General features: G+C 60.6%; 19 protein-coding genes. 9 read left to right on the forward strand and 10 right to left on the reverse strand.

Annotated elements, in window-relative coordinates; all coding sequences use genetic code 11:
• Positions 1–6 precede the first annotated feature (6 nt).
• Genes GH659_RS02340 through GH659_RS02360 form a run of 5 tightly spaced genes read left to right on the forward strand, consistent with a single transcriptional unit; the run spans position 7 to position 6,867 of the window.
• Positions 7–2,871: an LPS-assembly protein LptD gene (locus tag GH659_RS02340; RefSeq protein WP_153109148.1), complete on the forward strand. Its 2,865-nt coding sequence runs from the start codon at positions 7–9 to the stop codon at positions 2,869–2,871.
• Positions 2,872–2,883: 12 nt separating this feature from the next.
• Positions 2,884–4,194 (forward strand): peptidylprolyl isomerase, encoded by a 1,311-nt coding sequence (locus GH659_RS02345; protein ID WP_153109149.1) that lies wholly within the window; start codon positions 2,884–2,886, stop codon positions 4,192–4,194.
• 1 nt (position 4,195) lies between these two features.
• Positions 4,196–5,197, forward strand: a complete 1,002-nt coding sequence (gene pdxA, locus GH659_RS02350; RefSeq protein ID WP_153109150.1) for a 4-hydroxythreonine-4-phosphate dehydrogenase PdxA — start codon at positions 4,196–4,198, stop codon at positions 5,195–5,197.
• 3 nt (positions 5,198–5,200) lie between these two features.
• Positions 5,201–5,986, forward strand: a complete 786-nt coding sequence (gene rsmA / locus GH659_RS02355; protein ID WP_153109151.1) for a 16S rRNA (adenine(1518)-N(6)/adenine(1519)-N(6))-dimethyltransferase RsmA — start codon at positions 5,201–5,203, stop codon at positions 5,984–5,986.
• Between the two features lie 29 nt (positions 5,987–6,015).
• Positions 6,016–6,867, forward strand: a complete 852-nt coding sequence (locus tag GH659_RS02360; protein ID WP_153109152.1) for an oxidoreductase — start codon at positions 6,016–6,018, stop codon at positions 6,865–6,867.
• Positions 6,868–7,017: 150 nt separating this feature from the next.
• On the opposite strand, the gene xth is transcribed toward GH659_RS02360, so the two are convergent.
• The 10 genes from xth to gap all read right to left on the reverse strand — a co-directional run bounded on the left by xth (position 7,018) and on the right by gap (position 19,043).
• A complete protein-coding gene (gene xth, locus GH659_RS02365) occupies positions 7,018–7,785 on the reverse strand; it encodes an exodeoxyribonuclease III (RefSeq protein ID WP_153109153.1) in 768 nt (255 codons plus the stop codon).
• Positions 7,782–8,306, reverse strand: coding sequence for a glutaredoxin family protein (locus GH659_RS02370; protein ID WP_153109154.1), 525 nt, complete (start codon positions 8,304–8,306; stop codon positions 7,782–7,784). Before GH659_RS02370 ends, xth begins: the two co-directional genes overlap by 4 nt.
• A 15-nt stretch (positions 8,307–8,321) precedes the next feature.
• The gene (locus GH659_RS02375) at positions 8,322–10,379 is read right to left on the reverse strand and encodes a M3 family metallopeptidase (protein WP_211364077.1); all 2,058 of its coding nucleotides are present in this window, start codon (positions 10,377–10,379) and stop codon (positions 8,322–8,324) included.
• Between the two features lie 94 nt (positions 10,380–10,473).
• Complete coding sequence (locus GH659_RS02380) at positions 10,474–11,412, reverse strand: phosphoribosylaminoimidazolesuccinocarboxamide synthase (RefSeq protein WP_153109155.1); 939 nt, start codon at positions 11,410–11,412, stop codon at positions 10,474–10,476.
• 52 nt (positions 11,413–11,464) lie between these two features.
• Entirely contained in the window at positions 11,465–12,796 is a 1,332-nt protein-coding gene (locus tag GH659_RS02385) for a DUF3422 family protein (protein WP_246167649.1), read from the reverse strand.
• Between the two features lie 79 nt (positions 12,797–12,875).
• Positions 12,876–13,940, reverse strand: coding sequence for a class II fructose-bisphosphate aldolase (gene fba, locus GH659_RS02390; RefSeq protein WP_153109156.1), 1,065 nt, complete (start codon positions 13,938–13,940; stop codon positions 12,876–12,878).
• A gap of 196 nt (positions 13,941–14,136) precedes the next feature.
• Positions 14,137–15,570 (reverse strand): pyruvate kinase, encoded by a 1,434-nt coding sequence (gene pyk, locus GH659_RS02395; protein WP_153109157.1) that lies wholly within the window; start codon positions 15,568–15,570, stop codon positions 14,137–14,139.
• Between the two features lie 206 nt (positions 15,571–15,776).
• The gene (locus tag GH659_RS02400) at positions 15,777–16,559 is read right to left on the reverse strand and encodes a hypothetical protein (protein WP_153109158.1); all 783 of its coding nucleotides are present in this window, start codon (positions 16,557–16,559) and stop codon (positions 15,777–15,779) included.
• Between the two features lie 247 nt (positions 16,560–16,806).
• Positions 16,807–17,976, reverse strand: coding sequence for a phosphoglycerate kinase (locus GH659_RS02405; RefSeq protein ID WP_153109159.1), 1,170 nt, complete (start codon positions 17,974–17,976; stop codon positions 16,807–16,809).
• 68 nt (positions 17,977–18,044) lie between these two features.
• On the reverse strand, positions 18,045–19,043 hold the full coding sequence (gene gap / locus GH659_RS02410) for a type I glyceraldehyde-3-phosphate dehydrogenase (RefSeq protein WP_153109160.1): 999 nt from the start codon (positions 19,041–19,043) through the stop codon (positions 18,045–18,047).
• 387 nt (positions 19,044–19,430) lie between these two features.
• On the opposite strand from gap, the gene pgi reads away from it, so the two are divergent.
• The 4 genes from pgi to glgA all read left to right on the forward strand — a co-directional run bounded on the left by pgi (position 19,431) and on the right by glgA (position 25,596).
• A complete protein-coding gene (gene pgi, locus GH659_RS02415) occupies positions 19,431–21,065 on the forward strand; it encodes a glucose-6-phosphate isomerase (protein WP_153109161.1) in 1,635 nt (544 codons plus the stop codon).
• Between the two features lie 86 nt (positions 21,066–21,151).
• The gene (locus GH659_RS02420; RefSeq protein ID WP_153109162.1) at positions 21,152–22,789 is read left to right on the forward strand and encodes an alpha-D-glucose phosphate-specific phosphoglucomutase; all 1,638 of its coding nucleotides are present in this window, start codon (positions 21,152–21,154) and stop codon (positions 22,787–22,789) included.
• 76 nt (positions 22,790–22,865) lie between these two features.
• Entirely contained in the window at positions 22,866–24,137 is a 1,272-nt protein-coding gene (gene glgC / locus GH659_RS02425; RefSeq protein ID WP_153109163.1) for a glucose-1-phosphate adenylyltransferase, read from the forward strand.
• 16 nt (positions 24,138–24,153) lie between these two features.
• Positions 24,154–25,596: a glycogen synthase GlgA gene (glgA, locus tag GH659_RS02430; protein WP_246167651.1), complete on the forward strand. Its 1,443-nt coding sequence runs from the start codon at positions 24,154–24,156 to the stop codon at positions 25,594–25,596.
• The last annotated feature ends 192 nt before the right edge of the window (positions 25,597–25,788 follow it).

Here is a 25,788-nt window from a genome sequence, read left to right on the forward strand (position 1 = left end):
TCTCGGATGAACCTGCCTGTCCGGCGCAAACCCCTCGCCCTGTTTTTCTTCTACGGCTTTGCCAGCGCATTGCTGGGCAGCTTCGCGGACCCTTCGTTCGCGCAGCCGGCCGTGCCCCTGCGCGTCGATCCGGCGCTTCTCGGTTTGCCGCCGCTCAAAGCGGCCACGCCGGAAAAAGCTTCCGCGGTGACCGTCAAACCAGTCGAGCCGGGTGTTGTCGAGATGCGTCCGGTGCCGAGCGATGTTCAAGCCGCGCCGAGGGAGCGCCCGTCCCGTCCGGAAGCGCCGCGCAAGGATGCCGCCCCGGACAACCGGGCCTCGTCGCAACAGATTCCGGCGCGGACCGTGGTTGCGCCGCCGAAATCGCCGGAAGCCGCGCCTGTCGCTCCGGCCGTGCCGGTTACGGCTCAGGCCGTCGCTGTCGTGGCATCGGTCCCGGTGGTGCGGGACGGCGATCCGGAGCCGGCGATCAGCCTGCGCGGGTCGAGCAATCTCTCGCCGTTGCCGAAGGAGGGCGAAGAACCCCGACCGGTGTTCATCAATGCGCAGCGCATGAACGGTATCGTCGATCGCGAGTTTGTCGCCGAGGGCGATGCCGAGTTGCGCAAGGCGGGTACGGTCGTTACCTCCGACAAGATGACGTACTGGCCGATCGACGACGAAGTCGAGGCGGTGGGCAATGCGCGTCTTGAGCAGGAGGGCAACGTCGTCACCGGCCCGAAGATGCGGATGCGGCTCGAGGAACAGGTCGGCTATTTCGAAGAACCGTCTTACACGATCAAGCGCTTGGGCGCGGTGGGCTCCCCATCGGCGGAACAGGCGCTGGCGGATCGTCTCAGCATGCCGCACAGTCTGGACAGCCGCGATGCGGAGACTAATGACTTCTGGAGCTCGGGTTTTGCCGCTCCGCAATCCGTCTTTACGGATTTGACGAAGCGCCAGCAAACGATGACCGAGGGCCGCGGCATGGCCGACCGCATCGACTTCGAAGGCGAAAACCAGATTCGCATGACGAACGCCTCGTACACGACATGCGCGCCGGGCAATGACGACTGGTATGCGAAGGCGCGTGACCTCAAGCTCGACTACGATCACGAAGTCGGTGAAGGCAAGGACGGCACCGTCTACTTCATGGATACGCCGATCTTCTACACGCCATGGCTGTCGTTCTCGCTCAACAACCAGCGCAAGTCAGGTTTCCTGCGGCCGACCATCGGCTTGAACAGCGACAACGGTTTCGAGTACGCCCAGCCCTATTACTGGAACATCGCGCCGAACATGGACGCGACGATCACGCCGCGGTTGATGACGAAACGCGGCGTGCAGCTGAGCAACGAATTCCGCTACCTGAACACGGCGTATGGCGGCAGTTACTCCGGCATTTTTCAGGCCGAGGTGTTGCCGAACGACCGCGAGGAGGATGGCGAAAACAGGTACGGTTTCTTCCTGCGCCACAAGCAGACGACGGCCAACGGCTTTACCGGCGAGATCAATTACAACAAGGTGTCGGATGACACCTATCTCACCGACCTGTCGAGCCGGATCGGCAGTTCGTCGCAGACCCAGTTGCTGCAACAGGGAACGCTCACCTACGGCGGTGGCGGTTGGTGGAATTCGACGATCAACTTCCAGCAGTACCAGACGCTGCAGCCCGATTCCGAGACGACCGTGCTCGAGCAGTACCGGATGCTGCCGCAGATCACGTTCAATGCGCGCAAGCCCGACTACAACTTGGCCGACCTCAGTTTCCTCGGGCAATACACGGTATTTACGAAGCAAGAGCAATGGGTCAATGGCGCAAAGGTTTCGGATCCCGACGGCGATCGCCTGGTGCTCTATCCGCAGCTGGCCCTGCCGTATGTCACGCCGGGTTGGTATGTGACGCCGAAAGTCGGCGTGAATTACCGGCACTACTCGTTGACCAATCAGGCGTCCTCCATCGCCGACACGCAAAGCGTGACGCTGCCGATTTTCAGCATCGATTCTGCCATGACCTTCGAGCGCGGCAGCAACTGGTTCGGGCGTGACTACACGCAGACGCTGGAGCCGCGCCTTTATTACGTCTACATCCCTTATAAAGACCAGAGCCAGATCCCGATCTTCGATTCGGCACAGGCCGATTTCAACTTCGCCCAGATATTCTCGGAAAACCAGTTCTCCGGCTGGGACCGCATCAACGACGCCAATCAGATCACGGCCGCTCTGACCAGCCGCCTGATCGAGCCGGCGAGCGGCAACGAGATTGTCCGCGCCATGATCGGCCAGCGCTTCTATTTCACGAAGCCACGCGTCGGTCTGACGTCGGTGCTGACGACGGATGAGGAAAATTGGGATCGCTCCGACTTTCTGGCGGCTTTCAGCGGCCAGATCCTGCCCCGCATCTTTGCCGACACGGCCCTGCAGTATTCGCCGAGTGACAGCGAATTCCAGCGTTATTCGCTGGGCGTGCGCTACCAGCCCGAGCCGGGCAAGGCGCTGAATGCGGCTTATCGATATAACGCGGATTCGAGCGCTCCCGTCAATCAGGTCGATTTCTCGGGACAATGGCCGATCAACGGGCGCTGGTACGGTGTCGGGCGTCTCAACTATTCGTTCAAGGATGACGGGACTGTGTTGTCATCGGGGAGCGACAGCGGACGCATTATCGAGTCGATCGCCGGCCTGGAATACAACGGCGGTTGCTGGGTGTTGCGTACGGTTGTGCGACGTCAGGCGCTGACCAGTAGCGACGCATCGACGTCCTTCTTCGTCCAGCTCGAACTCAACGATTTCTCGCGCATCGGTTCGAATCCGGTCAATCTCCTCAAACGCAGTATCCAGGGCTATGGACTGATCAATCAGACCGGCGCCGATCCCTTTTTTGGTGAATAAAGGATGTTCCCCATGAAGAAACTGTCGTTGTGTGGCTTGCTGGCATTCATTTGCCTTGCAGGTGCCGTCTCTGCGCAGCCGGTCCGGCGCCAGGCCGAGCCCGTTCCCGCCGACCGCATCGTCGCCGTCGTCAATGACGAGGTGATCACCCTCTACGAACTGCGGACGCGCCTCGATATGGCGATCGGCCAGTTGAAGCGGCAGGGGACGGCGCAGCCGCCGCGCGATGTGCTCGAGCAGCAAATGCTCGAACGCCTGATCATTGACAAGGTGCAGCTGCAACAGGCGCGTGAGATCGGTCTGCGCGTGGACGATGCGCAACTGGAGCAGGCCATCCAGCGCATCGCGGCGGCCAACAAGATGACGCCGGCACAGTTTCGCGAGGCGTTGCAGAAAGATGGCGTCCAGTACGAGAGATTCCGTGAGGAAATCCGCGCCGAAATCACCATCGCCCGGTTGCGCGAGCGCGAGGTGGAAAACAAGATTGCCATCTCCGAAGGTGAGATCGACAACTATCTGAGCGATGAAGCATCGAAGGTTGGCGGGAAGGAGGAGTACGAAGTGGCCCACATCCTGTTGCGCGCTCCCGAATCGGCAACGTCCGACCAGCTTCAGAAACTCAAGGCCAAGGCCGATCAGATCATTGCCCGGCTGGAGAAGGGCGAGGATTTCGCCAAGCTCGCCGCGGCCTATTCGGATGCCCCCGATGGTTTGCAGGGCGGCAACTTGAGCGCCCGTCCGCTTGAGCGTTTGCCGTCGGTTTTTGCCGACGTCGTGGTCAAGCTGAAACCGGGCGAAGTGGCGCCGGTGCAGCGCAGCCCGAACGGCTTTCACATCGTCAAACTGGTGGGCAAGCGTGGCGGGAGCGCCCTGCCGGCCGTGCAGCAGACACATGCGCGCCACATCCTGATCCGGGTCAACGAGTTGGTGTCGGAAACCGAGGCACAGCACAAGCTGGAGGGATTGCTCGACCGGATCCGGCACGGCGGCAATTTCGCCGAATTGGCCAAGCTTCATTCGCAGGACGGATCGGCCTCGAAGGGCGGCGATCTCGGCTGGATTTATCCCGGCGACACGGTGCCCGAATTCGAGCGGGCAATGAATCAGTTGTCGCCCGGTCAGGTCAGCCAGCCGGTCAAGTCGCCGTTCGGCTATCACCTGATCGAAGTGCTCGAGCGCCGCGTCCAGGACGCGTCGGCCGAACGTCAGCGTGTCGCCGCGCGGCAGATCCTGCGCGAACGCAAGCTCGACGAAGCCTATCAGGACTGGTTGCGTCAGGCGCGTGATCGCGCCTACGTCGAAATTCGCCTTGTCGAGCCTTGATATGAACGCCTTGCCCGTTATTGCCGTCACCTCGGGAGAGCCGGCCGGCATCGGCCCCGAACTCTGCCTGCGTCTGGCCGAGAGGCCGCTGGGCGGCGGCGCACCGGCGGCGCGTCTCGTCGTGCTGGCCGATCGTGAACTGCTCGCCGAGCGGGCGCGGGCGCTCGGTGTCTCCGTCGTTCTGCGTGACTGGTCGCCCGGGAATGCGCCCCTTCCGGGTGTGCTCGATGTGATCCACGTCCCGCTGGCCCGGCCTTCGTCGCCGGGGCGTCTCGACGCGGCCAATTCGCCTTATGTCCTGCAACTGCTCGACCGGGCGCTGGCAGGCTGCCGTTCCGGCGAGTTTGCCGCGATGGTCACCGCTCCGGTGCATAAGGGCGTGATCAACGATGCCGGCATCGCGTTTACCGGGCACACCGAATATCTCGCCGAAAAAACCGCGACGCCGCGCGTGGTCATGATGCTGGCCGGCGGCAATCTGCGCGTGGCGCTCGCCACGACGCACCTGCCGCTACGCGACGTGCCGGATGCCATCACACCGGCGCTGCTCGAAGAGGTGCTGCGCATCCTGCATGCCGACATGGGCCGCAAATACGGCTTTGCCCATCCGCGCATCCTGGTTGCCGGACTCAATCCGCATGCCGGCGAGGGCGGCTATCTCGGGCGCGAGGAAATCGAGGTCATCACGCCGGTGCTCGACCGCCTGCGCGGCGAAGGCATGGCGCTGATCGGTCCGCTGCCGGCCGATACGATGTTCACGCCGCCGATGCTGGCGCAGGGAGATTGCGTCCTGGCCATGTACCACGATCAGGGGCTGACCGCGCTGAAATACGCGACGTTCGGTCACGGCATCAATGTAACGCTCGGCTTGCCGATCATCCGCACCTCGGTTGATCACGGTACCGCGCTGGAGCTGGCGGGGACGGGGCGGGCCGATCCGGGCAGCCTGTTCGTCGCTGTCGAACAAGCCATCGAAATGGCGCAACGCGCCGGAAACTGTTGATCCATGAGCAAGCATATTGCCCGCAAGCGCTTCGGCCAGAATTTCCTGATTGACATGCAGGTCATCAGCGACATCGTCAATGCGGTAGCACCGCGCCGCGACGATCTCGTCGTCGAGATCGGCCCCGGCCTCGGTGCGCTGACCGATCCGCTACTCAAGAAACTCGACCATCTGCACGTCGTCGAGATCGACCGTGACATCATTGCCCGGTTGCGCCAGCGCTATCCCGCCGAAAAACTGACGATTCACGAGGGCGACGCGCTGGCGTTCGACTTTGGCGCGCTGGCCGATGGTGCCGGGCAGAAGCTGCATGTCGTCGGCAACCTGCCGTACAACATTTCGACACCACTGCTTTTCCATCTGGCGGCCTTCGCCGAACGCGTTTTCGACATGCATTTCATGCTGCAGAAGGAAGTCGTCGAGCGCATGGTCGCCGCGCCGGGGACGGCCGATTTTGGCCGCCTGTCGGTGATGCTGCAGTATCGTTTCGTGATGGACTGGCTGCTCGATGTGCCGCCGGAGTCGTTCGACCCGGCGCCGAAAGTCGATTCGGCCGTTGTGCGCCTGATTCCCCGCCCGCCGGCAGAGTTGCAGGTCGCCGACGAGGCGCTGTTTTCCAAACTGGTCGCCGCCGCCTTTGCCCAGCGCCGCAAGATGTTGCGCAACAACCTCAAGGGGATCGTCGATGATGCGATGTTCGAGCAGGTCGGTATCGCGCCGACGGCGCGGGCGGAGGAGCTGTCGGTCGATGATTACGTGCGGATCGCCAACGCGCTGCACGCGTCCTGAATGAATGCCAACTGTTCGAGGAGAACCCGATGACGCAATCTACCGCTAATCAGAAACCCGTGTGGTTCATCACGGGATGTTCGACCGGCTTCGGTTACGACCTGGCGCGTCACGTGCTTGAGTCCGGCTATCCGACCGTCGTCACGGCGCGCAAAACGGAAGACCTGAAAAAGTTCGAGGGCATCGGCAATGCGCTGATGCTGCCGCTCGACGTGACCGATCCGGCGCAGGTCGCCGCCGCCGTCAACGCCGCACGCGAGCATTTCGGGCGGATCGACGTACTCGTCAACAACGCCGGCGTGGGCTACCTCGGCGCCGTTGAGGAAAGCGAGGAAGAGCAGGTGCGCTGGATGTTCGAGGTCAACGTGTTCGGTCTTGGGCGGATGGTGCAGGCGGTTCTGCCGGAAATGCGGGAGCGGCGCAGCGGGTTCATCGTCAATATTTCGTCCGTCGGTGGCATCAGCCCGTTCCCGACGCTTGGCTATTACTGCGCCTCAAAATTTGCCGTCGAAGGCTTGAGCGGTTCGCTGGCGCTGGAAGTCGAGCCCTTCGGCGTCAAGGTCATGCTCGTCGAGCCGAGCGGTTTCCGTACCGACTGGGCCGGTCGTTCGGCCCGCGAAAGTGCAGTGCGCATCGCCGACTACGCGGCGACGGCCGGTGCCAAGCGCGATCAGTTGCGTGAGTTCTCCGGGCGTCAGCCGGGCGACCCGGCGCGGGCGGCGAAAGCCATCGTGCAGGCCGTCGAATCGGCCAACCCACCGCGTCATCTGTTGCTCGGCAATGCCGCCTACGATCTGGCGACAGCGCGGCTCGATACCATGCGCAAGGATTTCGTGGCGTGGGAGAGCGTTGCCCGGGGGGCAGATTTTCCGAAGGCTTGATGGTTTTTCAGCCTACGTGTTGTCCGATAACGTTAGTTAGCCAACGAAAAACGCGAACCACCAAGGCGCCAAGAGGGCACCAAGCTAACCCCCCGGTTTTCTTGGTGGGTGAAGCATTTATCCATGCACTTCAGCATGATTGACAGTAGTTCAGCCGGTGATTTCAACAGTTACCGGTGCGTGATCGGAAGGCCGTTCCAATTTGCGCATCGCGCGGTCGATGCCTGCGGCGACGCATTTTTCGGCGAGCGGCGCTGACAACAGAATGTGGTCGATGCGCAGGCCGTTGTTTTTCTGGAAACCCAGCATCCGGTAATCCCACCAGGAGAAGCTCTTTTCCGGCTGGTCGAACAGCCGGAAGCTGTCTTTGAGCCCCAGGTCGAGCAAGCGGCGAAACGCGGCGCGTTCGGCGTCGGAACAAAGAATCTGTCCGGCCCACGCCGCCGGGTCGTAGACGTCGCGATCGTCCGGTGCGATGTTGAAGTCACCGGCCAGAACCAGTTGCGGCGTCGCGGCCAGTTGTTCGGCAACCCAAGTATTGAGCGCCTGCAGCCATTCCAGTTTGTAGGCGTACTTGTCGCTGCCGACGGCCTGTCCGTTGGGGACGTAGGCGCAGATGACGCGAACACCCTTGACTGTCGCCGCGATCAGGCGCTTTTGCGGGTCGGGAAAATGCGGGTTGCCGCAGGCGACGTCGTCGAGTCCCAGACGGGACAGCAGGGCAACGCCGTTGTAGGTTTTCTGGCCGGAATAGGCGACCGCATAGCCAGCCGCCTCGATTTCGGCACGCGGAAAGTTCGCGTCCTCAAGTTTCGTTTCCTGCAGGCAGACGACGTCGGGCTGCCGTTCTGTCAGCCAGTCGAGCAGCTGCGGCAGGCGGACCTTCAGCGAGTTCACGTTCCAGGCGGCAATTCTCATCGGGCAAAGGCACCTGAGGGTTTGGCGCCGTAAGGCGCCGATTTCGGATAGCCGGCCAGATCGAGCAGATTGTTCCAGGCACCCGATTCGAAACCGACGAAACTTTGCTGGCCGACCTTGAGCGTCGGGAATTTCGCAGCATTTCTCTGATCTTTCAGGAGTTCCGCCGCTTCTTCCTTGTTCTTGACCATCTTTTCCGAGAACGGAATGCCTCGTCCGTTGAGCAGGCCACGCGCGTCGGCGCAGGCTTCGGTGCAGTTGGCCGCCGTGTATAGCGTGACCGGATACTTTTCTGCCGCGATGCGGACAGCATAGGGGATTGCTTTGTCGTCGCTTGGCGGTTTGCCCTCCCGCGTCGCGATGGCCTTGGCGCCAGCCGGAGGCGGCTGGTCCGAGAAGACGGTCTTGCCGCCCGGATCCACCCAGCGGTAGGTCGTCTGGGCGTTGGCAGTCGTTGCGGCAAGGGTCAGCACCGAGGTCAGCAGGGCGAACTGAAACAAGGTCGAACGAAGTGGACGCATGCTTTCTTCTCCGGATTATTCCGCCGGGATCATACCACTGTGCCTTAACAGCGCATCGACCTGCGGGTCGCGGCCGCGGAAGGCGCGGAAGTTCTCCAGTGCCGGGCGGGCGCCGCCAGCGGAAATGATTTCGTCGAGGAATCGCTGGCCGACCAGCGGGTCGAACGGGTTGCCGGCCTCCTCGAACGCGGCGTAGCAGTCGGCGGAAAGCACTTCGGCCCACTTGTAGCTGAAATAGCCGGCCGCGTAGCCGCCAGCGAAGATGTGCGAGAAGCTGTTCGGGAAACGGTGCCATTCGGGAAGCTGGATGACCGCGACTTCGCGGCGCACTTCGTTGAGCAGGTCGAGCACGCTGCGGCTACCGTTCGGGTCGAATTCGGCATGCAAGCGCAGGTCGAACAACGAGAATTCGAGCTGACGCACGTTCTGCAAGCCGCTGTGGAAATTCCTGGCGGCGAGCATCTTGTCGAACAGCGCGCGCGGCAGTTTTTCGCCAGTATCGACGTGGGAAGTCATTTCCTGCAGCACGTCCCATTCCCAGCAGTAGTTTTCCATGAACTGCGAGGGCAGCTCGACGGCGTCCCATTCGACGCCGTGGATACCGGAGACGCCGAGTTCCTCGATGCGCGTCAGCAGGTGGTGGAGGCCGTGGCCGGTTTCGTGGAAGAGTGTGGTGACTTCGTCATGCGTGAAGGTCGTGGGCTTGCCACCGACCGGGCGCGAGAAATTGCAGTTGAGGTAGGCAACCGGCTTTTGAAGTTCGCTGCCGAGTCGGCGGCGTGAGATCGCTTCGTCCATCCAGGCGCCACCACGCTTGGTTTCGCGGGCGTAGAGATCAAGGTAAAACTGGCCGATTAGTTCGCCGGCCGTCGATTCGATACGGAAGAAGCGCACGTCCTCGTGCCAGACCGGCGCGCTGTCCGCCTTGAGGCGCACGCCGAACAGCGTTTTGACGACGTGGAAGAGGCCGGCGAGCACCTTGTCTTCGGTGAAGTACTGCTTCACTTCCTGCTCTGAGAAGGCGTAGCGGGCCTGCAGCAGCTTTTCCGCGGCGTAGGTGGCATCCCACGGTTCCAGCGTCTCCAGCGCCAGTTCCTGGCGGGCGAATTCGCGCAGTTCGGCGATGTCTTTTTGGGCGAACGGTTTGGCCTTGATGGCGAGGTCGCCAAGGAAGCCCATGACTTGCTCGACCGATTCGGCCATTTTCGGCACCAGCGAGACTTCGGCGAAGTTGGCGTAGCCGAGCAGTTGCGCTTCTTCGCGGCGCAGTTCGAGAATGCGACGGATCAACGGCGTGTTGTCGAGTTCGGCCGGGCCGAATTCCGAGGCGCGCGTGGCGTTGGCGCGGTACATGGCGGCGCGTAGGCGGTGGCTGTCGGCGTACTGCATTACCGGCAGGTAGGACGGCATGTGCAGGGTGAATTTCCAGCCTTGCAAGCCGTCTTTCTCGGCCGCTTCGCGGGCGGCCTGCACGACGTCGGGCGGCAGGCCGGCGAGTTCGGCTTCGTCGGTAACGAGTTCGCTGTAGGCGTTGGTCGCATCGAGCAGGTTCTCGGAGAACTTGGCCGAGAGCGAGGCGAGTTCTTCCTGAATGGCCTGGAAACGCGGTTTTTTATCTTCCGGCAGCTCGGCGCCGGAGAGGCGGAAATCGCGCACTTCGTTGTCGATGATCTTGCGCTGGGCTGTATTCAACGTCGCGTATTCGGTGCTCTCGCGGATCGCCTTGTATTTGGCGAACAGCTGCAGGTTCTGGCCGAGTTCGGCGTAAAAGCGACTGACTTCCGGCAGCACCTCGTTGTACGCCTCGCGCCACTCTGGAATGTCGTTGACTGAATGCAGATGACCGACGATGCCCCAGGCGCGCGAGAGTTGCTCGATGCTGTCGGAAAGTGGCGCGGCGAAGTCGTTCCAGGTGGCGGGCACGGCGTCGCCGGCCAGTACTTCAAGCTGTTGGCGGTTGTCGGCGAGCAGCTGGCTGATGGCCGGTTTGACGTGCGCCGGGGCGACGGTGTCGAAGCGGGGCAGGCCGGAGAAATCGAGCAGCGGGTTGGCGGCGAGGGCGTGGTCGGTCATCGTGGGCATTCCAGAAATAAAACGGGCGGCTTGAAGCCGCCCGGTGTTTGCGTTGTTGCTTGCTTTGTTACGTTACGCAGCGGCTATGTACGAATCAAATGACCAGCTTCTTGCCGGTAAGTTGCTCGTAGGCTTCCATGTACTTGGCGCTCGTGCGCTCGATGACGTCGGCCGGCAGTTTCGGGCCGGGGGCCTTCTTGTTCCAGTCGAGCGTTTCGAGGTGGTCGCGCACGTATTGCTTGTCGTAGGACGGCGGGTTGCTGCCGAGCTGGTAGGAGTCGGCCGGCCAGAAGCGCGACGAATCGGGCGTCAGCGCCTCGTCGATCAGGTGCAGCGTGCCGGCGGCATCGATGCCGAATTCGAACTTGGTGTCGGCGATGATGATCTGGCGCGTCAGCGCGTAATCGGCGGCGGCGGTGTACAGGGCAATCGCCGCATCGCGCGCCTGCGTGGCAATCTCGGCGCCGGTCTTGCCGGTGCCTTTCAGGGCGTCGGCGAGCACGGCCTCGCAGTTGATCTTGGCCTGTTCGAACGAGATGTTCTCGTCGTGGTCGCCCATTTCGGCCTTGGTTGCCGGCGTGAAAATCGGTTCGGGCAGTTTGGCAGCGAGTTGCAGGCCGGCCGGCAGCTTGATGCCGCAGACGGCGCCGGTTTGCTGGTAATCCTTCCAGCCGGAACCGATCAGGTAGCCGCGCACGACGGCTTCGATCGGCAGCGGCTTCAGACGCTTGACGACGAGGCCGCGGCCGCGTACCTGCTCACGCTCGTCTTCAGCGACGACGCTTTCCGGATCGATGCCGGTCAGCTGGTTCGGCAGGATGTGACCGAGCTTTTCGAACCAGAAGTTGGCCAGTTGGGTGAGCACCGTGCCCTTGCCCGGAATCGGATCGGGCAGAACGACGTCGAAAGCCGACAGGCGATCGCTGGTGACGATCAGCAGCTTGTCGTCGTCGATGGCGTAGATGTCGCGCACCTTGCCGCGCCCGAGCAGGGGCAGGCTCTTGATGGAGGATTCGAACAGGGCTTGAGTCATGGTTTTGATCCGAAAAGAAAAAATTCTGGAGACGGCGGATTATAAGCCAGTTTCACAGCGGGTTTAGCGACTCGCCGGCCTCTTCCGCCAGTGTCTTCCGCATGCGTGAGAGGCCGAACATGGTCAGCCCGGCGATGATCGGTATCGACACCGCTGTCACGACCTCCGGGGAGAGTGCCGGGTAAACGTGCGCAATTCCCTCGCTTATGTAATGCACCAGCTGCGACGAGTAATAGGTGATCGCGGCTACAGAGAGTCCTTCGACCGTTTCCTGCAGGCGAAGTTGCAATTTCGCCCGGCGGTTCATCTGCCGTAACAGTTCCTGGTTTTGCGATTGCAGTTCGATGTCCACGCGCGTTCGCAACAACTGACTGTTGCGGGCGATACGGCTGGATAGGTCAGCTTGGCGGTCAGCCATGGCGGCGCAGGTGTTCATGGCCGGCAGGAAGCGGCGTTGCATGAACTCGAGCAACAAGGGGTAGCCTGGAATGCGAACCTCGCGCATCTCTTCAATGCGCTGTGCGACGAGATCGTGGTAAGCCCGCGAGGCGGTGAAGCGGAAGGTCGTGCGCGCGACGGAATGCTCGACTTCGGCGGCCATATTTGAAAGATCGGCAAGAATGGTTCGCTCGTCCGCCGCGGTTTTGACCTGGCCGATCCTGTCCATCAGGTCGGCGAGGCGTTTTTCCGCTTGTCTCAACCAGTGGCCGACCTCGATGGCGACCGGCAGGCCGAGCAGGGCCAGCATGCGATAGGTCTCGATTTCGAATAGGCGCTGGATGGCGCGACTGGGTTGGCGACCGGTCATCGATTCGTCGAGTACGAGAAAGCGGGAGAAACCGTTGTCGATCATGAAATCGGTAAACACCCAGCCGGCGCCGTTGGCGATGCGCGATACAACCATCTGTCTGCCGGAGGTGGGTGAGAGTCCGGCGATGACCGATTCGGGCGGCATGTCGGCCGTCGAGCGGAATTCGATGTTGGTGGCGACGATCAGCTTGCCGGAAATGCTCGATATCCAGCCCGGGAAAACCGGGTCGAGCGCCGTTGCGTCCGGATCCAGCCGTTCGCCGAACTCAAGCGGGCGAATGAAGGTGTAGCTGGAATACTCGCTGTGCATGGCCCAGCGCACCATGAAGCTGCCGACGTCGATCAGCATGTGCATGGCCGAGTTCTCGAGAAACTTGCAGGTGCTCGTCTGGCAAAGGCGTAGCACGTTCTCGCGCTCCCCTTGCGCCGAGGAGGGCTCTTCATGATGGAAGGCGAGATAGGTGATCAGGACCGGGCTGGTCAGCGGAATCGGCGCCCGCGCATGGAATTCCCTGTTCAGGTGCTCGCGCAGCGGGTGTTCCTCAAGGTCGGTCAGGTTGAAACTGGCGTGCATGGCTGCTCCAGAAACTAAAAAACCGCGATACCGGAAAGTCCGGAGTATCGCGGTAATTTATTGCGATCTAGCTAAATGGTCAGCGGATCGTCTGCGTTAGTTCCCCGTTTTTGTAACGCTCTGCCATTTTGTCGAGCGTGATCGGCTTGATCTTGCTCGCCTGGCCGGCGGCGCCGAAGGCTTCGAGGCGGGCGACGACGATCTTACGGGCGGCTTCGCGCGCCGGCTTCAGGTATTCGCGCGGGTCGAACTTGGTCGGGTTCTGCACAAGGAAGCGGCGGATGGCGGCGGTCATGGCGAGACGGATGTCAGTGTCGATATTGACCTTGCGCACGCCGTGCTTGATGCCGGTGACGATTTCCTCGACCGGCACGCCGTAGGTTTCCTTCATGTCGCCGCCGAATTCGCGGATTTCGGCGAGCAGTTCCTGCGGCACCGACGATGAGCCGTGCATGACGAGGTGGCAGTTCGGAATGCGCGCGTGGATTTCCTTGATGCGGTCGATGGCGAGGATGTCGCCGGTCGGCTTCTTGGTGAACTTGTAGGCGCCGTGCGAGGTGCCGATGGCGATGGCCAGCGCGTCGCATTGGGTGGCCTTGACGAAGTCGGCGGCCTGCTCGACGTCGGTCAGCAGTTGCTCGCGTGTCATGTGGCCGTCGGCGCCGTGGCCGTCTTCCTTGTCGCCCTTCATCGTTTCGAGCGAGCCGAGCACGCCGAGTTCGGCTTCGACCGAGACGCCGATGGCGTGCGAGAATTCGACGACCTTCTTGGTCGTTTCAACGTTGTATTCGTAGGAGGCGACCGACTTGCCGTCGGCTTCAAGCGAGCCGTCCATCATCACCGAGGTGAAACCGGAGCGGATGGCGCCCATGCAGATGGCCGGCGATTGGCCGTGGTCCTGGTGCATGACGATCGGCACGTTCGGGTAGGCTTCGAGCGCGGCGAGAATCTGGTGGCGCAGGAACGGCTCGCCGGCATATTTGCGGGCGCCAGCCGAGGCTTGCAGGATGACCGGGGCGTCGAGTTCGGCGGCCGCGTCAACGATGGCCCACACCTGTTCCATGTTATTCACGTTGAAGGCGGGCAGCCCGTAGCTGTATTCGGCCGCGTGGTCGAGGAGTTGGCGAAGCGAAACGAGTGGCATGGAGTTCTCCTTCTGATAATCGTTATTTGGCTGTGCGTAGGTCAGGTGCGTTGAGTCTGATGCGCTCGATGCGCCGTTAACTGGTCTCCAGCGTGGCTGCCCGAGCGGCCCCCTGAGGGACTTTCATTTTAGCGCGAATGCATGCGCGGGCGGGAACTTCTGCGCCGCGCCGCTTATGCGATGTCCATGCAACTGGTTACTCGATGTGCTGGCCGCTGATGCGAACGATGGTCAGCGTGTTCGTGCCACCCGACTGCCCCATTTTGTCGCCGTAAGACAGGACGATGAGATCGCCTTTTTCGACGATCTCGGCCGCTTTCAGGCGTTTTTCGACGTCCCGGCAAAGAATGTCGCGGTCAGGGTTCAGGTTGTCGGTTGGCAAGGGGACTACGCCTCGGTAGAGCGTCATTTTTGTCAGTGTTTTGGCTTCGTGCGTCAGGGCGAAAATCGGGATGCCACAGTTGAGACGGCTCATCCAGAGGGCTGTTGAGCCCGTCGTGGTCAGTGCGGCGACCGCCTTGGCTTTCGTGTGGTAGGCGGTGTACAACGCCGACATGGCGATCGACTGGTCGACGCGGGTAAACACGCGGTCGAGGAAGAGATGATCCAGTGCAGGGTGAATCGATTTTTCCGCTTCGAGACAGATGCGGTTCATCGATTCGACGGTTTCTACCGGGTATTTCCCGGCGGCGGTTTCAGCGGAGAGCATGACCGCATCGGTGCCATCAAGCACCGCGTTGGCGACGTCGGAGACTTCGGCGCGCGTCGGTACGGGGGCGTGAATCATCGACTCCATCATCTGGGTCGCGGTGATAGTCAGCTTGTTCTTCTCGCGGGCCAGCCGGATCATGCGTTTTTGCAAGGCGGGAACGGCGGCGTCACCGACTTCGACAGCCAGGTCGCCGCGGGCGACCATGAGGCCGTCTGATGCGTCGAGGATTTCGTCGAGGGCGGCAATTGCCTCGACACGCTCGATCTTGGCGATGATCTGCGCGCTGCCGCCGGTGGCGTACATCAACTGTCGTGCCATATACATGTCGGCAGCGCTTTTCGGAAACGAAACGGCCAGAAAATCGGCGCCGATGTGTGCCGCCGTCTTGATGTCGTCCATGTCTTTGCCGGTCAGCGCCGGCGCCGAGAGTCCGCCGCCCTGGCGGTTGATGCCCTTGTTGTTCGACAACGGTCCACCTTGGCGAACCGTGGTGAAAATTTCGTAGTCCCGGACGTCGTCGACATCGAGAACAATCCGTCCGTCGTCGAGCAGCAGAACCGTTCCGGGGCCGACGTCCGAGGTCAGATTCTTGTAGTCGAGGCCGACGCGCTCCTGGTTTCCGAGTTCGCAGCGGGCGTCGAGAATGAATTTGTCGCCGGTGGCCAGGGTGATTTTTCCATGCTCGAATTTTCCGATACGGATTTTCGGCCCCTGCAGGTCGGCCAGAATGCCAACCGGATGTCCAGTTCTTGCCGCGATTTCGCGCAAGGTGGTGGCTGTTTGAACATGGTCTTCGGCGGTGCCGTGCGAGAAGTTGAGGCGAAAGACATTGACGCCGGCGAGGATCAGGCGTTCGAGGATTTCCGGGTCCCGTGAGGCGGGGCCCAGCGTGGCGACGATTTTTGTATGGCGAATCATGGGGTTCTTTGCGTGTTGTGGAGAGGCTGTCGCACGTATCGTGCGGTGAAACGGTTACTTGCTCAAGTCAAAAGGATTGCATCGATAAGACAAGAATGCAAATCGAAAAATCCCGAAGGAACGACCGTCTTTTTTGATGCTGGAAAACAAAACGGGACAGTTGAGGAACTGTCCCGTTTCAAGAGCGAGGCGGATTGGCGTGCGGGTTAGCTGTTGGCGGATCGCCACCACGGGTTGTGTTGGTCGCGCAAAACGCTGTGTGAAAGCATTGGATAGAACGCCAGTTCTCCGTCGTTTCCGACATAGAACCCCTTCTTGACCATCCGATAGGGGAAATCCAATGCGTGGACGCGGTGCACCATCTTGCTGTCCTTGGTGGTCGGCTCGTCGCCGGTTATTGGACTGAGCACCATGAGGGCTTCGCGCAGATGATGGATGAACGGATAGGGCAGGTCGTTAACCTGGCCGTTCTCGGGGTCGGTCGCGAGTTCGCCGAGCTCCAGTTCGACAAAAAATAGACCGGGGAAGCGAATGAACTTGGTGGGCTTGGAGGTCACGCTCTCGAAGAACAGCCGGGGTTTGAGGTTGCTGACCACTAGGCTGTTTACGGGTACCAGATCCTGATACATATGCAGGCTTGGGGTGTCGTCGGCCGGCATTTCGCCGCGCTCAAGTCCGAGCGTGTGACCGTAAGCCGTGGTCAGATAAAGCTTGCCCAGAGCGCTGATCGGGAGGTGTTCAAGGACGCGATAGACCGCAATGTAAACAGAGTGCTTTGGCGTGCCGTCTTCCGCCGGGACGCAGCGCGCGATCGCTTCGTCGATTTCGAAATAGTCGCTGCGGAAGTTGGGATCGACTTCAAAGAACAGGCATTGCCCCTTCGATTTGTAGTCGCTGCCGGTGGCATAGTATTGCCCGAATTTCTCGGGCGGGAGGTTGGAGGCAATCAGTGCTTCGGGAATCAGAGAGAAATAAAGATGTACGGTCATGATGACAAAACCTTCCCACTGTTAAGTTTGTTAATCCCTGCGTTTATGATGGATCGGGAACGGGGTGCCTCAAACGTTGCCGATAGGTAGGTGAAAAACCTGTTGCGATTATAGTGCGGAGCCTCCGGGGTGTCATTGGAACAAAAGGTGGTAAAGGCGGTAAAGGCGGGGTCGGAAACCGCGTGGGGAAAAGCCATATCGGCCATCGGGGACTCAAATCGCGATGGCCGATACATGCCGGATGGCGTCAGTTCGCGAAACGCGATTCCAGGATGTCTACGGCCGGCAAGCGCTTGCCTTCGAGGAACTCAAGGAAGGCGCCGCCCGCGGTCGAGATGTAGCCGACCTTGTCTTCGATCTTGAAGACGTTGATGGCGGAAACGGTGTCGCCGCCACCGGCGAGGGTGAAGGCCTTCGAGTTGGCAATGGCCTGTGCCAGCTCCTTCGTGCCGTTGGCGAAAGCGTCCATTTCAAACACGCCGACCGGGCCGTTCCAGACTACGGTGCCTGCCTTGGCGATGATTTCCGCCAGCGCTTTGGCCGATTGCGGGCCGATGTCGAGGATCAGGTCATCATCGGCAACGTCGTCGATGCTCTTGATCGTCGCCGGAGCCGCTGCGGAAAACTCCTTGGCGCAGACGACGTCGGTCGGCAGCGGTACGTTGACCTTGGCCATGACGCGTTTTGCTTGTTCCACGAGGTCCGGTTCGGCGAGCGACTTGCCAATTTTCTTGCCGGTGGCCAGCAGGAAGGTGTTGGCGATGCCGCCGCCGACGACCAGTTGATCAACCTTTTCCGACAGGCTTTCGAGGACCGAGAGCTTGGTCGACACTTTCGATCCCCCGACAATGGCGACGAGCGGGCGTGCCGGCTGGGCGAGTGCCTTGGTCAGCGCTTCGAGTTCGGAGGCGACACAGGGGCCGGCGCAGGCGATTCCGGCGTATTTGCCGATACCGTATGTTGTGGCTTCGGCGCGGTGGGCAGTGCCGAAAGCGTCCATGACCCAGATGTCGCAGAGCGCGGCCATTTTTTGCGACAAGGCGTCATCGCATTTTTTCTCGCCTTTGTTGCAACGGCTGTTTTCCAGCAGGACGACTTCGCCGGGTTTGACGTCAAAGCCGCCGTCAACCCAGTTCTGCACCAGTTTCACGTCCTTGCCGAGCAGTTCGCTCATGCGTTTGGCTACGGGGGCGAGCGAATCCTCCGGCTTGAACTCGCCTTCGGTCGGCCGGCCAAGGTGCGATGTGACCATGACCGCGGCGTTGTTTGAGAGGGCGTACTGGATCCCCGGCAGCGCGGCCTTGATGCGCGTGTCGTCGGTGATGGCGAGCGAATCGTCCTGCGGTACGTTCAGGTCGGCGCGAATAAAGACACGTTTTCCGGAAACGTCGAGATCGGTAAGTTTTTTGAAAGTCATTTCGTTCGTCGAAACAGAGAGCGTGGAAACAAAAAAAGGGTGCCAAAGGCACCCTTGGGGTCAGAGGCTTATTTGGCCATGACGCGAATCATGTCCAGAACCTTGCACGAGTAGCCCCACTCGTTGTCGTACCAGGCGACGAGCTTGACGAAGTTGGCGTCGAGCATGATCCCGGCGTCGGCATCGAATACCGATGTGCACGATTCGCCGCGGAAATCGGTGGAGACGACTTTTTCTTCGGTGTAGCCGAGTACGCCCTTCATCGGGCCTTCCGAGGCAGCCTTCATCGCGGCGCAGATGTCTTCATAGCTGGCGGCCTTGTCGAGTTCGACGGTCAGGTCGACGACCGAAACGTCGGAAGTCGGCACGCGGAAGGCCATGCCGGTGAGTTTCTTGTTGAGTGCCGGAATGACCTTGCCAACCGCCTTCGCCGCGCCGGTGGATGACGGGATGATGTTTTCCAGGATGCCGCGGCCGCCGCGCCAGTCCTTCTTCGACGGGCCGTCGACGGTCTTTTGCGTGGCCGTGGCAGCGTGTACGGTCGTCATCAGGCCGCGCTTGATGCCGAAGTTGTCGTTGATGACCTTGGCGATCGGTGCCAGGCAGTTGGTCGTGCAGGAGGCGTTGGAAATGATGGCCTGTCCAGCGTAGCTGTCGTGATTGACGCCGAAGACGAACATCGGGGTGTCGTCCTTTGACGGAGCCGACAGGATGACCTTTTTGGCGCCGGCGGTGAGGTGGGCGCGGGCAGTTTCGTCGGTCAGGAACAGGCCGGTCGATTCAACGACGATGTCGGCGCCGACTTCATTCCATTTCAGTGCGGCCGGGTCTTTTTCGGCCGTCAGGCGAATTTTCTTGCCGTTTACAACCAGGTTGTTGCCTTCAACGGAAACCTCTCCCTTGAAGCGGCCGTGCACCGAATCGAACTTCAACATGTAGGCAAGGTAGTCGGGTTCGAGCAGGTCGTTGATGCCGACGATTTCGATGTCGCTGAAATTCTGGACGGCGGCCCGGAAAACCATTCGTCCGATGCGGCCAAAACCATTGATGCCAACTTTGATAGTCATGATTACCTTTCCTTGTGAAAGCGCGGTGTTGCCGAAGCCAGCCACTCTCGTGTTGTACGGGGGCTGTGTCGTAGCGCCATTTGCCAATTAACTACAGGGGTGAAAGCCGTTTTGTGGCCAGTGTGTTGCTCGTGAAAAAAATGCGGGATCCGGCGATACGTTTTTTTGAGGATCAACGCCGGGGCGACATTCAATTCGAATGATTATCCGCTAACTGTCGAAAGTTTTCCATATGCGGAATCGCGGATTTTTCAGGTGGCAAAAATTTTGTATTTATTGCTTACGGCGTCGTAAATGTTTGGCATAGAATAGGCCTGAGGGCGTTATTTCTTGCGGCTTACGGCTGTTTTGCAAGAATGGTGTTTATTACAAAAAGGTGTCACCAAAATGACGATTACTTCTTCGCCCGCGTGGGCTGCCATCGAAGCCCAGCGACATTCCCTGCAAGCTGTTTACCTGCGGGAGTTGTTTGCGCAAAATCCCGAACGTGTTCGTTCGTTGTCGCTATCGTTCGATGGTCTCCATTACGATTTTTCAAAGCAGCGCTTGACCGCTGAAACGGTCCAATCGTTGTCGGCGCTGGCATCGGCGGCCGGCGTGCGCGAAGCCATTGAACGGATGTTTGCCGGCGAGCGCATCAATGTCAGTGAAGACCGTTCCGTTTTGCATGTGGCTTTGCGGAAAACGGATGGTGCGTTCCCGGCTGAGCCGTTTGACGTGATGCCCGAGGTGCTCGAAACCCGGCAACGGATGGCCGAGTTTGCTGAACAGGTGCGTGAGGGGCGTTGTCTCGGGCATCACGGCATGCCGATTCGCTCCGTGGTGAATATCGGTATTGGCGGCTCCGATCTCGGGCCGAAGATGGCCAATCAGGCGCTGCGCTCCATTGCGCATCCGGCGCTGTCCGTGCATTACGTTTCAAACCTCGATGGCGCTCAACTGGCTCCATTGCTGCAGACGCTCGATCCGCGGACGACACTGTTCATTGTGGCGAGCAAAACCTTCACCACGCAGGAAACGATGCTCAATGCCAACACGGCGCGCGATTGGTTGCGGGCTAATCTCGGCGAGGAGGTGGTGCTGCAAAACCATTTTGTCGCCGTCTCCAGCCGGCCGGAGCGCGCCGTTGAGTTCGGCGTTCGCGCGGATCGCGTTTTTCCGCTCTGGGACTGGGTGGGGGGGCGGTTTTCCTTGTGGTCGGCCGTTGGTCTGGCGCTTATGATTGCGATCGGCCCCCATGCCTTCGGCGAGTTATTGGCCGGCGCGGAGCGGATGGATGAACACTTCCGTACCGCACCGTTCGAGCGCAACCTGCCGGTAATGATGGCGCTGATCGGTATCTGGAATACGAATTTCCTGGGGGCGACAACGCACGCCGTGTTGCCGTACAACGAATCGCTCAAGTATTTCCCTCCTTTCCTGCAGCAGCTTGAAATGGAGAGCAATGGCAAATCGGTGGGGGCTGGGGGCGAATCGATCGACTGTTCGACGTCGCCGATTGTCTGGGGGGGGCTTGGCAATAACGGCCAGCACGCCTTCTTTCAACTTTTGCATCAGGGCGGCCGGTTGGTGCCATGCGACTTCATTGTCGCGGTGCGTTCCGACTACCCCTTGCCCGGGCACCAAGAAGCCTTGTTGGCCAACTGTTTTGCCCAGAGTGCGGCACTGGCCTTTGGCAAGAACGAGGACGAGGTCAGGGCCGGTATGGAGAAGGAGAAACTCGCGCCGGAGGAAATCGAGCGCCTTCTGCCGCACCGGATTTTCAAGGGCAACCAACCTTCGTCAACCCTGCTGCTGACGAGCCTGACTCCGCGCACGCTGGGTTCGCTGATTGCGCTCTATGAGCACAAAGTGTTTGTGCAGGGCGTGATCTGGGGGATCAATTCCTTCGATCAGTGGGGCGTCGAGTTGGGCAAGGCCATGGCCAGCCGCATTTTGCCCGCGATTCACGATCCGGCGCTGGCTGCGGATTTTGATGCTTCGACGCAGAGCCTGCTGGCGTTTTGCCGCGAGCATCTTTGATGATGTTTTGACCATCGGAATCGTTTGAGATTTTCCATGGGCGGACAAGGCGCATGAGCGCCCCGCTCACAGACTAGAGGAGCAACATGAAGATTAGTACCGTAGCCACAACGCCCTTTGCGGGGCAAAAGCCCGGAACGTCCGGATTGAGGAAGAAGGTCAAGGTTTTCAGTCAGCCGGGGTTCCTTGAGAACTTCGTCCAGTCGATTTTCGACAATCTTGTTGGGCAGCAGGGGCAAACACTGGTGCTCGGTGGTGATGGGCGATTTTTTAATGATGTCGCCATCCAGGTCATCCTCCGTATGGCGGCCGCAGCCGGGTTTGGCCGGGTTCTCGTTGGGCAGAATGGCATCCTTTCAACGCCGGCGGCGAGTGCGGTCATCCGCAAGCATCGCGCGTTCGGCGGGATTGTCTTGTCGGCCAGCCACAATCCGGGTGGGCCCGACGGTGATTTCGGCATCAAGTACAACCTTGCCAACGGTGGTCCGGCCAACGAGACGTTTACCGAAGCCGTCTACAAGCGCAGTCAATCGATTGCCGAATACCGCATTGCCGAAGCCGATGACATCGATCTTGGCTGTCTCGGCGAAACGTCGATTGGCGGGATGGTCGTCAACGTGATTGATCCCGTGAGCGACTACCTTGAACTGCTTGAGTCGTTGTTCGATTTCGAGCGAATTACCGCGCTGCTGGCTCGTCCCGACTTTCGTATGCGCTTTGACGCGATGCATGCGGTAACCGGGCCCTATGCGCGGACGATCCTTGAGGGGCGTCTGGGAGCGCCGGCCGGCACCGTCGTCAATGGAACGCCGTTGCCAGATTTCGGCGGCGGTCACCCTGATCCGAATCCCGTTTATGCCGCCGATTTGGTCGCAGCGCTGGCTGATCCGGCGTCGGGGTTGTCGTTCGGTGCAGCCTCCGATGGCGATGGTGACCGCAACATGATTGTCGGGCGCGGCTTTATCGTCAGCCCGAGCGACAGTCTTGCCGTGATCGCCGCGAATTACCGGCTCGTGCCCGCCTATGCGGCAGGTATTTCCGGGGTGGCGCGCTCGATGCCGACGAGTTGTGCCGTCGACCGCGTCGCTGCTGAACTGGGAGTCCCCGCCTATGAGACGCCGACCGGGTGGAAATTTTTTGGCAGTCTGCTTGACGCCGGAAAGGTGACCTTCTGTGGCGAGGAGAGCGCGGGAACGGGATCCTGGCATGTGCGCGAGAAGGACGGGCTGTGGGCAGTCCTCTACTGGCTGAATATTCTGGCACGGCGCGACGAATCCGTTGAACAGATCGTGCGCGAGCACTGGCGGCATTTTGGCCGCAATGTTTACTCCCGGCATGACTATGAAGCGATCGACACCGAGAAGGCCGAGGCGCTGATGAATGGCCTGCGTCAGAAGCTGCCAACGCTGGCGGGGCAGACCTACGAGGGAATGCGTATCGAAGCCGCCGACGATTTTTGCTATACCGATCCCATTGATGGCTCGCAGAGCGAGAAACAAGGCATCCGTCTTCTGCTGGAAGGCGGTTCGCGCGTTGTCTTCCGCTTGTCGGGCACCGGCACGGAGGGGGCGACGTTGCGCGTCTATCTGGAACGGTATGTGGCCGATCCAGCCGAGCACGACGTTCCGGTTAAGACCGCATTGGCGCCGTTGGTGCGTCTCGCGGTTTCGGTGGCCGATATCCCCGGGATTACCGGCCGGAATGCGCCGGATGTCATTAGCTGAAAGAATTCTTTGAACGGGCCGCCGGAAAAAAGTCATCGCGGCGGTCGTGGCAGTTGTCGATAAGGGAGAGAACAAGATGTTGGAGAGACGCACTTTTCAGTTGCCCGGTCGGGCAGTAGCGCTGGTGCTCGCCGGGGGGCGTGGTAGCCGGCTGTATGAATTGACTGATCGCCGGGCCAAGCCTGCCGTGTATTTCGGTGGCAAGTTCCGTATTGTGGATTTCGCGATGTCCAACTGCGTGAATTCGGGCATCCGCCGAATTGGTGTCGTTACCCAGTACAAATCGCACAGCCTGTTGCGTCACGTCCAGCGTGGCTGGAGTTTCCTGCGGGGCGAAGTTAACGAGTTCGTTGATCTGTTGCCGGCGCAGCAGCGCGTTGACGAGGAATCGTGGTACCGCGGTACGGCAGACGCGGTTTACCAGAACATTGACATTATCGAAAACTACTCGCCGTCGCCCGAGTATGTGGTGATTCTGGCGGGCGACCACGTGTACAAGATGAACTATGCGGCGATGCTCGTCGATCACGTTGAAAGCGGCGCTGAGTGCACCATCGCCTGCATCGAGGTGCCACGAAAGGATGCGACCGGTTTTGGCGTCATGGCCGTCGATGCGAGCAATCGGATTACCGAGTTCGTCGAAAAGCCCGCCGATCCACCGTGTGTTTCGGGCAAGCCTGATCGCTCGTTGTGCAGCATGGGCATTTACATCTTCAATGCACAGTATCTGTACAACGAATTGCAGCGCGACCTTTCCGATCCGGCGTCAAGCCACGATTTCGGCAAGGACATCATTCCGCAAGCCGTGCGCAACGGCGTCGCCATGGCGCATTCGTTTGATCGCAGCTGCGTGCATGCGCCCGACGAGGCGCCGGGCAAGGAGCACTATTGGCGTGACGTCGGAACTGTCGATGCGTATTGGGAGGCGAATATCGACTTGACGGCAACTGATCCTGCCCTGAATCTCTATGATCGAAGCTGGCCGATCTGGACCTACCAGGCGCAATTGCCGCCGGCAAAATTCGTGCACAACCATCTCGACCGGCGTGGCATCGCGATCGAATCAACGGTCGCCGGCGGTTGCATCGTCTCGGGCGAATTGAACCGGTCCTTGTTGTTCTCGGCCTGTCGTGTGCATTCGTATTCCCAAGTCAATTGGTCCGTGTTGTTACCCGATGTCGATGTCGGCCGGGGAGCGCGGTTGAACCGCTGCATCATCGATCACGGCGTCAGTATCCCGGCCGGGATGGTGATCGGCGAAGACCCGGTTGAAGATGCGCGGCGTTTCCGGCGTACCGATAATGGCGTAACGCTGGTGACGCGCCGCATGATCGAACGCTTGTCCTGAATTTTTTGCTGACTGAATGATGCGCATACTTCACGTTGCTTCCGAAATCTACCCGCTGGTGAAAACAGGCGGCCTGGCCGATGTACTGGGCTCCTTGCCGCCGGCGCTCGTCAAACGCGGACTCGATGTACGGATCTTGCTGCCAGGGTTACCCGGCATTCTTAACGGAATGACGGGGCTCAAGCCGGTGATGCGGATTGGCCCGGTGTTCGGTGCGGCGACGGTCAACCTCCTTGCTGGTCGCTTGCCCGACAGCGGGCTGGAAGCTTACGTCATCGATGCGCCGTTTCTGTACCGGCGCGACGGGAATCCCTATGTCGGCCCGGATGGCCATGACTGGTCGGACAACCATCGTCGTTTTGGTCTGCTCGGATGGGTGGCGGCACATCTTGCCGCAGGCGAACTGGACGAGAACTGGATGCCGGAAGTCGTTCATGCACACGACTGGCATGCCGGCCTGGCGGCCGTCTATATCGCCCAGAACCCGGGGTTGCAGACGAAAACCGTTTTCACTATCCACAACCTCGCCTTTCGCGGGATTTTCCCGATTGAGAGTCATCTTGACCTCGGCTTGCCGACGCGCAAATTGACGCCGCGGGGCATCGAATTCCACGGGAAATTGTCGTTCATGAAGGGCGGGTTGATCTTCTCCGACAAGATCACGACGGTGAGTCCGACCTATGCGCGCGAAATCTGCACGCCGGAATTCGGGTGCGGGCTTGAAGGCGTGTTGCGCGATCGTTCTGCCGATCTCTCCGGGATCCTGAATGGCGTCGATTACGCGGTGTGGAACCCGGACGATCCAGCGATTGCCCGTCGCTACAGCGTTGATGATCTTGCCGGAAAGAGCGACTGCAAGCGTGCCTTGCAAGCCCAGTTCGGGCTGTCGACCGAGGCGCGAGGTCCGCTGTTCGCCGTGGTCAGTCGCCTGACGTCGCAGAAAGGCATGGACCTCTTGTTGGCGGCGCTCCCCGATCTCCTGCGCGATGGAGGTCAGTTGGCCGTCCTAGGAACGGGCGAGGGCGATCTCGAAGCGGGTTTCCGCTACGCGGCGTCTTCGAATCCGGGGAGCGTGGCGGTCTATATCGGCTATGACGAAGAACTGTCCCATCGCTTCATGGCCGGTGCGGACGTGTTGCTGGTTCCCTCGCGCTTCGAACCGTGCGGCCTGACCCAGCTTTATGCCTTGCGTTATGGAACGTTGCCTCTGGTACGGCGCGTGGGCGGACTGGCGGATACCGTTGTCGATGTGACGCCGGAAAATCTTGCGGCCGACCGGGCGACCGGCTTCGTTTTCGACGATGCGGCGCGTCATGCGCTCGGCGCGCGTCTGACCGAGGTGTGTGCGTTCTATCATGACCGCGATGCATGGCGCCAGGTCCAGCGGCGCGGCATGATGCAGGATTTTTCCTGGGATGGTTCCGCCGCAAATTACGAGGCGCTTTATCGATCGTTGTGATTCATGCTGCAACAAAGCGGCCAAGGCCCCGCAAACTGATGTTCCTCTCGTAACGGAGCATCAGTTTTCGGGGCCTTCTGACAACGGGGGCAAGAGAAGTGCCGGTCAATAATCCCTGACTGGCGCAGGGCGCTGGCAAAACGCAGCGGGTCTGTTCGGGGGGAAGGGGGCGGCTTGGCCTGCCAACCCCTC

Source organism: Propionivibrio limicola (assembly GCF_009469695.1).
Lineage (GTDB): Bacteria > Pseudomonadota > Gammaproteobacteria > Burkholderiales > Rhodocyclaceae > Propionivibrio > Propionivibrio limicola.

Bases quoted from the DNA above. Each gene is read 5' to 3' on its own strand.
- GH659_RS02340 (WP_153109148.1), top strand. From the start codon at position 7: ATGAACCTGCCTGTCCGGCGCAAACCCCTCGCCCTGTTTTTCTTCTAC.
- GH659_RS02345 (WP_153109149.1), top strand. From the start codon at position 2,884: ATGAAGAAACTGTCGTTGTGTGGCTTGCTGGCATTCATTTGCCTTGCA.
- pdxA (WP_153109150.1), top strand. From the start codon at position 4,196: ATGAACGCCTTGCCCGTTATTGCCGTCACCTCGGGAGAGCCGGCCGGC.
- rsmA (WP_153109151.1), top strand. From the start codon at position 5,201: ATGAGCAAGCATATTGCCCGCAAGCGCTTCGGCCAGAATTTCCTGATT.
- GH659_RS02360 (WP_153109152.1), top strand. From the start codon at position 6,016: ATGACGCAATCTACCGCTAATCAGAAACCCGTGTGGTTCATCACGGGA.
- xth (WP_153109153.1), bottom strand. From the start codon at position 7,785: ATGAGAATTGCCGCCTGGAACGTGAACTCGCTGAAGGTCCGCCTGCCG.
- GH659_RS02370 (WP_153109154.1), bottom strand. From the start codon at position 8,306: ATGCGTCCACTTCGTTCGACCTTGTTTCAGTTCGCCCTGCTGACCTCG.
- GH659_RS02375 (WP_211364077.1), bottom strand. From the start codon at position 10,379: ATGACCGACCACGCCCTCGCCGCCAACCCGCTGCTCGATTTCTCCGGC.
- GH659_RS02380 (WP_153109155.1), bottom strand. From the start codon at position 11,412: ATGACTCAAGCCCTGTTCGAATCCTCCATCAAGAGCCTGCCCCTGCTC.
- GH659_RS02385 (WP_246167649.1), bottom strand. From the start codon at position 12,796: ATGCACGCCAGTTTCAACCTGACCGACCTTGAGGAACACCCGCTGCGC.
- fba (WP_153109156.1), bottom strand. From the start codon at position 13,940: ATGCCACTCGTTTCGCTTCGCCAACTCCTCGACCACGCGGCCGAATAC.
- pyk (WP_153109157.1), bottom strand. From the start codon at position 15,570: ATGATTCGCCATACAAAAATCGTCGCCACGCTGGGCCCCGCCTCACGG.
- GH659_RS02400 (WP_153109158.1), bottom strand. From the start codon at position 16,559: ATGACCGTACATCTTTATTTCTCTCTGATTCCCGAAGCACTGATTGCC.
- GH659_RS02405 (WP_153109159.1), bottom strand. From the start codon at position 17,976: ATGACTTTCAAAAAACTTACCGATCTCGACGTTTCCGGAAAACGTGTC.
- gap (WP_153109160.1), bottom strand. From the start codon at position 19,043: ATGACTATCAAAGTTGGCATCAATGGTTTTGGCCGCATCGGACGAATG.
- pgi (WP_153109161.1), top strand. From the start codon at position 19,431: ATGACGATTACTTCTTCGCCCGCGTGGGCTGCCATCGAAGCCCAGCGA.
- GH659_RS02420 (WP_153109162.1), top strand. From the start codon at position 21,152: ATGAAGATTAGTACCGTAGCCACAACGCCCTTTGCGGGGCAAAAGCCC.
- glgC (WP_153109163.1), top strand. From the start codon at position 22,866: ATGTTGGAGAGACGCACTTTTCAGTTGCCCGGTCGGGCAGTAGCGCTG.
- glgA (WP_246167651.1), top strand. From the start codon at position 24,154: ATGATGCGCATACTTCACGTTGCTTCCGAAATCTACCCGCTGGTGAAA.